This window comes from Brevibacillus sp. HB1.1 (assembly GCF_013332445.1).
Lineage (GTDB): Bacteria > Bacillota > Bacilli > Brevibacillales > Brevibacillaceae > Brevibacillus > Brevibacillus porteri.
Genome location: NZ_JABMIV010000020.1, coordinates 1 through 12,019, shown reverse-complemented (window position 1 = coordinate 12,019; position 12,019 = coordinate 1). Strand labels below are relative to the sequence as shown.

The following is a 12,019-nucleotide window of genomic DNA, read 5'->3' as shown; positions in this document are numbered from 1 at the left end:
AGCGAACAGGAGAGATGGAAAAATGAAAAACGACATCGCATTGGCTGTATTTGATCTGGCAGGAACGTTGGTAGAGGATGATAACGCCGTGAGAGATTGTCTGCATAAAGCGGCTGTGGAATACGGATTAAACGTGACACCCGATGAAATCAGCACGCATATGGGAACGAACAAGATTCATCTCTATCAGTATTTGATTGCGAGAACAAAAGGAAATAGGATCGACTTCAAAAACTTTGAAATTGATATCGACAATTCGTCGTTCGAGGACGCTGTCAAACTGTACGAACGCTATACCGAATACATGATTGCGTTTTATCAGGAAAATTGCCGCGAAATCGAAGGTGCAACCGAAACGCTGAAGTGGTGCCAAGCAAATGGCATTAAAGTAGCGACTGGGACAGGTTTCCATAAAGACATCAACAGCGTCATTATGGAGTCGCTCGGTTGGGTAAAGGATGGCTTGATCGATTATGCAGTAGACCTGGATATGGTACCAGAAGGCAAGGGACGCCCAGCTCCGTTCATGATTTTCAAAGCCATGGAATATTTGAACGTACAAAACGTCAGACAAGTCATCAAGCTCGGCGATACGCCAGCGGATATGCTTGAAGGCTACAACGCAGGTTGCAAAGCGGTCATCGGCGTGATGCAAGGCTCGACCCCCATCGAGGTATGGGGCAAGTACTATCATACACATGTGCTCGACACGGTAAAAGAACTGCCAGAGCTGATTTTGTCCGGTAAAATTGTATGATCTACCCTGTGGAGAAGATGGCGAGTATCGGAATCGTTTTGCCGAAGCTGTTTCCTTTTTCACAAAGCAGGCCTGAACAGATGCTTCCGAGTCTTCTTACGATCCTGGAAGATCCATTCTTTACAGCGGTAGAAGTGTCCTATATCGCGGACAAAGAGACGAGGGAACAAGCGGCAAAGTATATGACGTACAGCGGAGTCGAGGTTATTTTCAATGGTGGAGATGCAGCCAGAGAATTGCAGATTGATCTCAGCTCCTTGGACCCGGTCGTTCGCAACAAGTCTATTCAATCAGGCAAGATGCTGATCGATCACTGCTATGAAATGAACGCAAAAATCATGCATATCGTAACGGGTAAATTTCAAGGCGAGGAAAACAAGTCGAAAAACATCCAGGCGTTTATTGCTTCGGCGATGGAGCTGTGCAAGTACGCAAAAGAAAAAGCCGATACGTACGAGCTGTGCATTTCTTTGGAGATCGGGGATCGATATGTCGACCGCAACTATTTACTCGGACCTACTCATGAGGCGGTGCATGTAGCAAACGTGATCCGCAGTGAGTACGACAATTTTGGTCTCTTGCTGGATCAAAGCCATTTGCCGATTATGGGCGAGGACTCGCACAAATCCTTGTGGTTGGCTAAAGATTATTTAACGCACATTCATCTCGGAAACTGTTACTTGAAAAACAGGCAAGCCAGCTATTTCGGGGATAAGCACCTCCCGTTTCACGTCAAGGATTCAGAGGTTGGTGTGAATGAGCTGACGGCTTTCATCACGACGCTATATGACATTGATTTTTTCAAGAGCCCAAAACCAACTAGGAAGCCAGTCATGACCTTTGAGGTGGGGCGCTTTGAGGATGAATCGCCTATGCTGGTAATCGCCAATGTAAAACGTGCTTTTTACGAAGCATGGGCCAATGCATAAACGAAAAGACTGGGGCTGTGGCAGAAGTGAATGTATTGATTACGGGATACTTTACCGACTATTCCAAGCAACGTGTGACACAAGCGTTTCCGCAGGATTGGCGCATCCAAATTGTGGAGCCTGAGCAGATCGAGTTATTTATCAGCGAAGCAAATGTGTTGATTCCCGAGCATATCCAAGTAAATGAAGAGTTGCTGAACAAAGCGCACAACTTGAAGTTTGTCCAGACGGGTGCGGGCTTTGACAACGTGGATATTGAGGCGTGCACGAAGAAAAACATTTGGGTGAGCAACGCGGCTGGCGTGAATGCAAACGCAGTAGCCGAGCATATTATGGCGCTCATTCTTGGGTATTACAAAAACATCTCTTATCTCGATCAAGCGATGAAAAATCGGGAGGATGAGACCAAGCTCGTCTACGTCGGTGGCGAGCTCGCAGGAAAAACCATCGGAACCATCGGCTTTGGTGCCATCGGCTCTCGTGTAGCGGAGCTGGCAAAAGCCTTCCGAATGAAGGTGCTGGCGTACGACACCAACCCGAACAGGCAGAGCGATGATGCTGAAATGGTTGATCTGGACACGTTGATTGCCCAATCTGACGTCATCACCCTGAACATTTTTCTGAATGAATCCACGAGACATTTAGTGGACAAGCAGTTTTTAGCCAAAATGAAAAGTGATGCACTGCTCGTCAATACAGCGAGAGGGCCGATCATTTGTGAAGAGGACTTGATCGAAGCATTGAAAAACAATGTGATTGGCGGAGCGTGCCTCGATGTGTTCACACGGGAGCCTCTCAGCGTGGACAGTGGGCTGCGTGCTTTGAAAAATGTCGTGTTGACCCCACATACAGCAGGCATGCCTGACGGAACCAAGTTTCACGAGAAAAGGTACCAATTTTTTGTGGAAAACATAGATCGAATCCAACGCAATGAAACACCGCACAATCATTTGAATCAACTTTCCTAAACAAAAAAAGCCGGGATCAGTCATCAGAGACTGGTCCCGGTTCGTTTTAATGCTCCCGTATCTTCGAGAGGTTTCCTCCGAATAGCTCCAGCTCTACGTCCAGACGGGAAATCGTATCGGGACGAAGAGGCAGCTCCCCATTTTTCGTAAGCTTGTGCCATGCCTTGGGATTCTCTCGATATAAAGCATCTGACAATTGAAGAACATCGATTTGTGATTTTTGTCCCAAAAGGTACGTGTGCATGATCTCCTCAGAAATGCTCTTCTCCGCATATTCGCGTAGTTTCTTTTCAGGAATGGCTTTTACCAATTGGGGCATGTTTGCCTTCGTTTTCACCTTGAGCTGAAACGTTACTTTGTCATTTTCCACTTTGGGGGTGATGGACGGTTTGATCTTTTCCATGACAAGCGTTGCGATGGGGTGGCCATCATGATATACCGTAATTCCTGGTCGTTTCGTATCTTTATCCAACCAGCGTAGACCCATGATGTCAGTACGTGGCATGCATTGTTTCAATTTCTTGTTATGCAAAAAGCAGACGCCACTCATGATCAGTTTGGGGTGCTTTTTTTTATCTTCGGTCCACTGAACTTTGTTGATCCCTATTTCGGGCAACTGCATGGTCTGCCCACTTTCTTTCCACTTCCAGATAAACTTGTATAGATACATAGGAGCAATGACCGAGCTTTGTCTGTATACATCCTCCGGGTCGTTCAATTGGGAATACAGGACAGAGATATTCAAAATAGGCTTGGCGTTAAAAATATCTTCGATGGGTTCTTTTGTAGCAAATGTCCAGATTGTATAGCGGAATTCGTAGTAACGGTCGACGACATCCAATAATTGATTGACGACATCCTGTTTCAGGGCAGCTTCGGAAAAAACAATAGCTTTGATATGGCTCCAGGAAAGTCGCTGCTGTGAGGTTGGGTACAGATTGAATATCGCTTCATCCAGCGTTTTCCCTTCTCCCTTACCGATGGAAATGGATTGAGGCAGGCGTTGTCCACCTGCTTCTTGCTTGGCAATATTACCGAAGCTAATGATTTGCGTATAAAACACAAATTTCCCCTTCACATAGTCAACTCCAATAGAATTGACGTAAATCAAATGCTCAATTTCCCTGGCACCCCAACAACCGCTTAACATGGCACAGATCAAAATCGTCGTGAAAAAGCAGCGAAGTTTTTGCATTGCTATTGTTGATTCTCCTCGCTTGATCTGTTTTTCTGTAGCATGTGAGGGACCTTGTACCATTTTCCCCATGGGATCCGAAAGATTACTTTCCACAAATCCTGAAAAATAGGGGGAGAGAGCGGCTCCAAATAATAAACCCCAAATGATCGCAGATTGGTTAGGTACAGCACGATCATCCCAACTGAGATGAAAAAGCCAAACAGCCCGGCCATACCAGAAATGACCAAGATGATGAGTCTGAGCAAGCTAACCGTACCGACGAGGTCTTGATTGACCAGTGAAAAGGTGGAGAGAACGGACATCGCCACAATTACGAGAATCCCGGGAGCTGTTAACCCTGCACTGATGGCGGCTTGACCGATGATCAGACCGCCAACCACGGATAAAGTTTGACCAAAAGCCATGGGAAGACGTATACCGGCTTCACGAAATAATTCAAACAACAGCAGCATGACGATTGCTTCCAACGGGACAGGAATGGGGACGCCCTGTCTGGATAGGACAAGCGTTGCCACCAGTGTGTAAGGAAGCTGATCCTGATGATAAGTAATCAAGGCAATCCAGAAGCCAGGAAGAAACAAGGCCACTAGGAATCCGAACAATCTCATTAAACGGGTAAAAGCGCTATACCAAAAATACGAGTAGATATCTTCCGGTGTATTAAATAAAAAAGTCAAGGTCACAGGAGCGATCGTGGCGATCGGGGAGCCTTCCACAAAAATAAGAAACTTCCCATGCAACAGCGCGTTAACTGCAAAATCAGGCCTGCCTGTATACTCAAACAGAGGAAACAACGGTATGCGGGCGCCTGTTAGCATATCTTCGAGCTGCGTATTGCTGATAATCGCTGTTACTTGCAGTTGTTCAAGCTTGGTTCTGATTTCATTCAATGTTTCCGGGTTTATCTTATTTTTGAGGAACAGCAAATTGACTCTTGTTTGTGTCTCTTCACCTAGTCTGTACTCTTCTACCGCTAACCTATTGGTTTTTAATCTTTTCCGGATCAAGCCGATACTGATGTGCGGCTCTTCGGTAAAGCCATCTCGCGGTCCTTTCACAGAGACCTCTGTAGTTGGTTCTTCCGGAGTGCGCTGCGGCGGGTTGGAGAGCTCCATCCAATAGAGCTTGTTAAACGAAGGAAAGAAGAGGAGGAGTTCCCCTCCGAATACTTTTTTGACAAGGAGGTCCGGATTGCGATCGTCGAGAATCGCTTTCAAAAATAACTCACTGTATTGCTCAAGGCCTGAAGCACTCAGCGGGGAAGTCGTTTGATACATGTGGGATAGCTTCGGAATCACATATTGGTTGATCTGTTTGATATCGCATAGACCCTCCGAATAAATGATGGTAACGTCAGACGAATTCTGCTGATCTTCTGTGGAGGGGAAACGAACCGAATCTATGATGACATCTGCACAAGAGGCAAACAATTGCCGAAAATAATGTTCGGTTAAAGGCTGATCGTTTGGGATGGACGGTGGATGTTCGTTAGGGACGAAGACATCATTCCCTCGGACTCTCCTCATAGATCATACCCCTCCTTCGGCTGGACCAATGTACGAGCACGATGATAATGAACGAGTAGAACAACATCGTATAAAACATAATTGGAACGATATAGACGGTTAGCATGTCCAGAAACGCGTTATCGCTGAAGGGTAGAACGGCAATGGCAATCAATAGGGAATAAAGCAGGACGAGGACAACCAGTTTTTTCGCTTTATTTTCCATTCGAAAGATATCTACGATGAGAAAGATCGTCAAAGACATGCGAATAAAAGCACCTGAAAACCACTGGTAAATACTTAAGAAATCCATATGCTCAATGTAGCGGCCAATATTAACCAAGCGCCATTCTTCGTAAGCAGGATATCTCAGCTTCTCCGACTCGCCAGTGCCGAATTCGGCAATTGCCCCCGTAACAGGTCCAAAGGTCAGTCCTATTAACACGATGGCAAGAATCAAGAGGGGCAGCAGCGAATACTTGGAGCGAATATGCTGTTGCATAAACAGAAGGATGATCAGTTCAATATAACCAGCTCCGACAAAGACCATGCCTTTCCACACAGGAAGCATCCCGAACTCCAGGAATGGTTTCAACAACATATAGCTTTTATGCGCGTAGTTGGAAGACATGACGAAGAAACCGAGAAAGATGACAAGCGGCAGGAAAAGGACCGCTGTGTTTGCGATAGAGCGTATGCCCAAGTATGCATTGCACAAGCAAATGCCAGCTAGCAAAAGGGCAATGAAAAAAGTGGGCATCTTGGGGGAAAAAGCGACGTGTATCCAGGTAACGGTATCTCTCATCGTAATTGCACACATCATGAATAAATAGACACATGCAATGCCTGCCAATATATAGGAAACAACAGGATGGTATGCTTTTTTCAGCAAAAGAAAAAGATGCTGCTGACGAGTTTTGGCAATTGCCGAATACAGAAGGCAGGTCCACACAAGAAAGATGACACCTGCCAAAATAACCGATATCCATGAATCCCGTTTTGCGGCATCTAATAAAATGGGGATGACAATCACATGGTTCATTAGGCCAATGGTGAGCATCAACATACAGACAACTTGAAAAAAAGTCAAAGAACCTTGTTTCATGCACATACCTCTACATACTTGAGTTGATAGTAGTATCTGTTCAAAGTGGATCTTTATTCCATGTTTACATGCCGAACGTCCATTCGTAAAATGGAAGCAAGAAGGTGACGAAAATGAATGTGAAAAAAGATATCGCAGCCATATTGGATCACATAAAAACAGAGGAACGATTTCGCGATAACATTGCGCATTGGAGGGTCATTCCTGCTCGGGAAGCAAAGTCTGTTCCATTTCCAGATGAACTGGACGGACGAATTCGAGATGCCCTGACGAATAGAGGCATTCCCTCCTTATATACGCATCAAGAAACGTCTTTTCGCCATGTGCGCGAAGGTAAACACATCGTCGCGGTTACGCCCACGGCTTCTGGCAAAAGCATGTGCTATCATTTGCCGATCCTCCAGACGTTATCGGAAGACACACAGGCTCGGGCTCTTTACTTGTTCCCAACCAAGGCTTTGGCGCAGGATCAAAAGTCGGAGTTGCACGAACTGATTACGGAAATGGGCCTTTCGATCAAATCCGAAACATATGATGGTGATACACCTGCAAATATCCGGCAGATGGTACGGAAGGCAGGAAATATCGTTATAACCAACCCAGACATGCTGCATTCCGCTATTTTGCCCCATCACACCAAGTGGGTGTCCTTTTTCGAGCATCTCAAATACATCGTGATTGACGAGCTGCATACATATCGCGGCGTTTTTGGCAGCCATGTCGCCAATGTCATTCGGCGGTTGAAGCGCATTTGTGCCTTTTATGGGAGTCACCCGCAATTTATTTGTACGTCGGCTACCATCGCCAACCCGAAGCAATTGGCAGAAGCACTGACAGAAGAAGAGGTAGTGCTGGTCAACAACAATGGTGCTCCGTCTGGCATCAAGCATTTCCTTTTCTACAATCCACCTGTGGTCAATAAGCAGCTCAATATTAGACGCAGTGCCACATTGGAGGCGCGAGACATTACCGAGCAATTTTTGATCAATGGCATACAGACGATTTTGTTTGCGAGAAGCCGTGTACGTGTAGAGATTTTGCTGACGTATTTGCAGGAGCTGATTCGTCGCAAGCTGGGGCCAAAAACGATCCAAGGGTATCGTGGCGGCTATTTGCCGAGCCAGCGCAGAGAGATCGAACGCGGCTTGCGCAATGGTGACATTATGGGCGTAGTCAGCACCAATGCGCTGGAGCTTGGGGTAGATATCGGGCAGCTTCAGGCGTGTGTCATTACTGGCTATCCGGGCTCGGTCGCAAGCACATGGCAGCAAGCAGGACGGGCAGGAAGACGGCAGGGGGAATCCGTCGTCGTGATGGTCGGTAGCTCCACGCCATTGGATCAGTATGTGATCGCCAATCCAGAGTACTTTTTCGACCGCAGTCCTGAGACAGCGCGGATCAATCCCGATAACCTGATCATTTTGGTGGATCATCTCAAATGTGCGGCATACGAGCTGCCGTTTCGTGAGGGTGATACATTCGGTCGCGCGGAAATCGTGGAAATTCTGGAGTTCTTGACCGAGGAGCAGGTGCTTCATTACTCGCGGGGCAAGTGGTTCTGGATGAACGATTCATTCCCGGCCCACAACATCAGTCTGCGGTCAGCCTCGCAGGAAAATGTCGTGATCATCGACATCAGTGAACGGGGAAATGAGCGTGTCATCGGGGAAATGGACCGTTTCAGCTCCATGACGCTCTTGCATGACGAGGCTATCTACCTGCATCAAGGGACGCAATTCCAGGTGGAAAAGCTGGACTATGAGGAAAAGAAGGCGTATGTCCGGGAAGTGCAGGTCGATTATTACACAGATGCAAACTTGGCCGTCTCGCTGAAGGTATTGGAGCAGGATCAGTCCCGTCGTCATGCGCAGAGCACGTTGGCTTATGGCGAAGTAGCTGTGAATGCGATGGCGACGATCTTTAAGAAAATCAAGTTCGAAACGCATGAAAATATCGGTTCGGGACCGATTCATTTACCAGAAGAGGAACTGCATACAAATGCGGCGTGGATCGGTTTTTCCGAAGCGCTACTCGGCGAGATTGGGACAGAGGATGTGGAACGCGGATTGGTTGGTTTGGCGCATGTGTTGCAGCACGTAGCCCCGCTGTTTGTCATGTGCGACCCGATGGACCTGCACGTGATACCGCAACGTAAGGCCGTTCATTCGCAGGAGCCGACGATTTTTCTGTATGACCGTTATCCGGGAGGCATCGGCTTGAGTGAGCAAGTATATAAGGAAATGGAGACGATTTTGACCCAGGCAGAGCGGATGATTGTCTCTTGCCCGTGTGAGTCAGGCTGTCCGTCTTGTGTGGGAGCGACAGATGACGGCAGCAAGGGGCTAGCCATGACCTTGCTGCGTATCGCGCAAGGGGGAAGCACTTATGTCTCTTAAATCCAAGCTGCAACGGATGAAGGGACATCTCTCGCTGGAAACGGACAAATCGGTAGCGCCAGCAGTCGAATCGGAAACGGCCATTCGCCAGAAAGAGCCGGGGGAAGAGCCGAGGGTGGCTGTACCAACGGATAGCAGCGCCGAGTTACAGATACCTTTTGCTGACAAGTGGAAGGAAATGCAGGCATCGCCCTACATCTGGGATGATGATTACGTCATGATTCGAGAAGTTCGCTATCCGATTGATCAGCAGCATGGCGCTTACGCCTTTTCCGAGCTGCGTGAGGCGATCCGTATGTGGGAAGCGGCTGGTCGAGAGCATCCGCTATCCGCTGCGGGCAGGAGGCCAGAAGACTTGCTGTTCTTCGATACGGAGACGACAGGGCTGTCAGGCGGGGCAGGCAATGCGATTTTTCTTTTGGGGTACAGTCGTTTCGAGGGGGAGCACGTCGTGGTGCGTCAGCATTTTCTCCCGGGCCCGCATGCAGAGGTGACCTTGTACCAGTCGTTTTTGGAGCAAGCACAGAAGTCCTCACATCTGGTGACCTTTAACGGAAAGTCCTTTGACTGGCCGCAAGTTCGGACACGGCATACACTGGTGCGCGATCAAGTGCCTGCTTTGCCTACCTTTGGTCATTTTGACCTTTTGCACGGAGCGAGGAGACTGTGGAAGGCGGAGCTAGAATCGTGCCGATTGGGTATCATTGAGCAGGAAAAGCTGGATGTTTTTCGCGAGGATGATTTGCCCGGCTATTTGGCACCGGTGCGGTATTTCGACTTTTTGCATGCTCAGGACCCTGATGTCATCGAAGGCGTACTGCGTCATAACGAGACGGACGTCCTGTCTCTGATCACGATGTACATTCACATGACGCGGCTATTGGTAGGGCAAGGGAGTGCAACGGTATCTATCGAGGAAAGCTACGAAATTGCCAGATGGTACGACGCGCTTGGAGATCAGGAAGCCGCTATGGCAGGCTATCGTCTCGTCGCAGACAGTGAGCATGCGTGGAGTAACCGGGCCAAGCTCGCCATCGGTCATCTGTACAAAAAGCAAAAGGATTGGCAGCAAGCCCTAACCGTTTGGGAGTCGTGCATCCAGTCCACCGGATATGTCCCGGAAGAGGTGTATATTGAGGCTGCCAAGCTGTACGAGCACCAGCTGAAGGATTGGGAGAAGGCTTTGTATTACACGAAGCAAGCGTATGAGCAGTGGAAAAAGCGCGGGAGTCTGTTGCGAAACAGGTCCAAGGCCGACGCAGAGGCGTATTACAAGCGGATGGATCGGTTAGAAGCAAAGCTACGCGGAAATGAAGCGGAAGAAGAGAGCCTGTTGTCCGGATTTTTGGATTGGGCGGATGAGCAAGAGTGATGAGGGACTGTAGATCGAAGACCTATCGATCAGAGGGGGAGTAGGATGAGACAGATTGTCTTGATTCTATTTGCGATGCTACTCATTAGCATTGGCGGTTGCTCTGCGAATGACGACTGGGTTCATACATTTACGGGGGAGAGCGACAATTGGAGCGTGGTCATGGAGATCAGGCCGACTGAGAGTGAACACACACATGTTGTTTATCCATTTTACTTGACGAAGAAAATGGAGAATGACGTCACGAAGCTGCATTTCGAAGCTCATCTAGTTAACGGTAATCCGAGCGGCAATTTCGACCACGATTATTTAAAAAAGTTCAATGATAAGCAATCGTTTCTGCTTTTTAAGGAGTACCCGAACCTTCTCTCGACTGATTTTCCTGCAAAAGATACGCCGAAAGAACAGCTGGAATACTACTTCTCTGAGTTGAAGATGGATATAAAATGGACAGATGATCGGGGAGAGCATCAAGAACAAATCCCCCTGAAGCTGCAAAAAGCCCCCTGACGAAAAATGGGCTTTTACTGCGTGTTCCGAGCAAACGGTCTATGGTGTTCATTCACATCTATTTACGATTGCTTTTGCCAAAACATCTGGAGCCATCACAACTGCGGAATGATCTTGCCCGGCTAGCGTTTGATGTTTAGCCAGAGGCAACAGTTCGGCGAGCGCTTTGGCTGCGTCATCGAAAAACGGCCCGCTGTTTTCCCCTGTTATGATGAATGTTGGGGCGTTCACTTTCCAGCGATCGGCTGTCATTAATGATGAACGGTGGTTCATGCAGAAAGAGTTCTTGAACTTGAGAGCCTAATTGGCTAGCTGCTTCAAGGGCCAGCACGGCGCCGGATGAACTGCCGAACAAATAGGCGCTTCCGCCGGCTTCATGGATCAATGACTCGATATCCTCCACTTCGCGTTCGACGGCATATGGGGCGGTATCAGAGCTATGTCCGCGCCCGCGACGATCGTAGTTGTAGACGGTAAAATGAGCGGCAAGCTGCTTACCTGTCATGGCTTCTCCTTTCGTTTGTAGTCGAGCATATAGTCATCGAAATTGTCGAGCCGTTCTTCCCAAAGAATGCTGAACGAATCGAACCATTCGTCGAGTTCCTGAAAGGGTTTGGCTTTGAGGCTATATATTCGCTGCTGCGCCTTGGTGCGGGAGCGTACCAACCCAGCCTCGCTCAAAATGCGCAGATGGCGAGATACCTGAGGTTGGCCGATGTTGAGGGCTTGAACGATTTCACTGACAGAGTGCGGCCCCTGTTTTAAAAGTTCGATAATGTTAAAACGGTTCGGCTCGGCGATCGTGAGTAATGTGACTTGCATCGGTGTCGTGTTCATGGACTGAATATACATCATTATGTATATATGTATGAATGTATATAAAGTTTTAAAATCCACTCCAAAAGGGGGGCAGCTTGTTTGCGAAGGCAGTTACAGGAGGAGAATTAGGTACAACCGGTGGAGAGATTCAAGAGATCGCATGGAAAACTCGACAAAAGATGTAGAAGAGTAGCTTTGAATGAACGTAAATGGTTGAGATAGCGGGCAGTTTAATCTGATTTAAAGGTATTGAAGCGTAAGGAAAGAGATAGAAGATGAGGACTCAAATCTTATTTCCAATTATTTCATTTGATAATGCGAGCAGATCATGCTATATTGGTATTCCGCCTTTCAAAAAGGGCGGCACAAAACAAAACGAAACACTCCAAAATTACCTGTTGACTTAAAATAAACATACATGGTATATTGTGAGTCCGGTACTTTTGAAGTGCTCGTGAAA

11 protein-coding genes are annotated in these 12,019 nt (G+C 47.7%); 6 read left to right on the top strand and 5 right to left on the bottom strand.

All coding sequences use genetic code 11. From position 1 onward, the window contains the following. Positions 1-22: 22 nt before the first annotated feature. From HPY27_RS28820 to HPY27_RS28810, 3 genes are read left to right on the top strand one after another with little or no spacing between them, the layout of a single operon-like run. Positions 23-757, top strand: a complete 735-nt coding sequence (locus tag HPY27_RS28820) for an HAD hydrolase-like protein (RefSeq protein ID WP_017251851.1) — start codon at positions 23-25, stop codon at positions 755-757. Positions 758-774: 17 nt separating this feature from the next. Next, the gene (locus HPY27_RS28815; RefSeq protein WP_254613026.1) at positions 775-1,686 is read left to right on the top strand and encodes a sugar phosphate isomerase/epimerase family protein; all 912 of its coding nucleotides are present in this window, start codon (positions 775-777) and stop codon (positions 1,684-1,686) included. 17 nt (positions 1,687-1,703) lie between these two features. Further along, complete coding sequence (locus HPY27_RS28810; RefSeq protein ID WP_371814383.1) at positions 1,704-2,654, top strand: NAD(P)-dependent oxidoreductase; 951 nt, start codon at positions 1,704-1,706, stop codon at positions 2,652-2,654. A 46-nt stretch (positions 2,655-2,700) separates the two neighbouring features. Here HPY27_RS28810 and HPY27_RS28805 read toward each other — a convergent pair whose 3' ends face one another. Genes HPY27_RS28805 through HPY27_RS28795 form a run of 3 tightly spaced genes read right to left on the bottom strand, consistent with a single transcriptional unit; the run spans position 2,701 to position 6,462 of the window. Next, the gene (locus HPY27_RS28805) at positions 2,701-3,849 is read right to left on the bottom strand and encodes a Ger(x)C family spore germination protein (protein WP_017251848.1); all 1,149 of its coding nucleotides are present in this window, start codon (positions 3,847-3,849) and stop codon (positions 2,701-2,703) included. Between the two features lie 2 nt (positions 3,850-3,851). Then, the gene (locus tag HPY27_RS28800) at positions 3,852-5,378 is read right to left on the bottom strand and encodes a spore germination protein (protein WP_174226520.1); all 1,527 of its coding nucleotides are present in this window, start codon (positions 5,376-5,378) and stop codon (positions 3,852-3,854) included. Further along, positions 5,356-6,462, bottom strand: a complete 1,107-nt coding sequence (locus tag HPY27_RS28795; RefSeq protein ID WP_174226519.1) for an endospore germination permease — start codon at positions 6,460-6,462, stop codon at positions 5,356-5,358. The genes HPY27_RS28800 and HPY27_RS28795 overlap by 23 nt, the downstream gene beginning before the upstream one ends. A gap of 113 nt (positions 6,463-6,575) precedes the next feature. Between HPY27_RS28795 and HPY27_RS28790 the strand changes: the two genes are divergently transcribed. From HPY27_RS28790 to HPY27_RS28780, 3 genes are read left to right on the top strand one after another with little or no spacing between them, the layout of a single operon-like run. Further along, positions 6,576-8,858 carry a DEAD/DEAH box helicase gene (locus HPY27_RS28790; RefSeq protein ID WP_106834960.1) on the top strand — a complete coding sequence of 761 codons (2,283 nt, stop codon included), beginning with the start codon at positions 6,576-6,578 and terminating at the stop codon, positions 8,856-8,858. After that, a complete protein-coding gene (locus HPY27_RS28785; RefSeq protein ID WP_174226518.1) occupies positions 8,848-10,230 on the top strand; it encodes a ribonuclease H-like domain-containing protein in 1,383 nt (460 codons plus the stop codon). Before HPY27_RS28790 ends, HPY27_RS28785 begins: the two co-directional genes overlap by 11 nt. Positions 10,231-10,275: 45 nt before the next feature. Further along, positions 10,276-10,740: a hypothetical protein gene (locus HPY27_RS28780; protein ID WP_174226517.1), complete on the top strand. Its 465-nt coding sequence runs from the start codon at positions 10,276-10,278 to the stop codon at positions 10,738-10,740. Positions 10,741-10,915: 175 nt separating this feature from the next. Here the strand turns inward: HPY27_RS28780 and HPY27_RS28775 are convergent, their stop codons facing one another. Both HPY27_RS28775 and HPY27_RS28770 read right to left on the bottom strand, forming a co-directional pair. After that, a complete protein-coding gene (locus HPY27_RS28775; protein WP_254613025.1) occupies positions 10,916-11,245 on the bottom strand; it encodes an alpha/beta fold hydrolase in 330 nt (109 codons plus the stop codon). Then, positions 11,242-11,577 (bottom strand): ArsR/SmtB family transcription factor, encoded by a 336-nt coding sequence (locus HPY27_RS28770; RefSeq protein WP_174226516.1) that lies wholly within the window; start codon positions 11,575-11,577, stop codon positions 11,242-11,244. The genes HPY27_RS28775 and HPY27_RS28770 overlap by 4 nt, the downstream gene beginning before the upstream one ends. Positions 11,578-12,019: the final 442 nt, after the last annotated feature.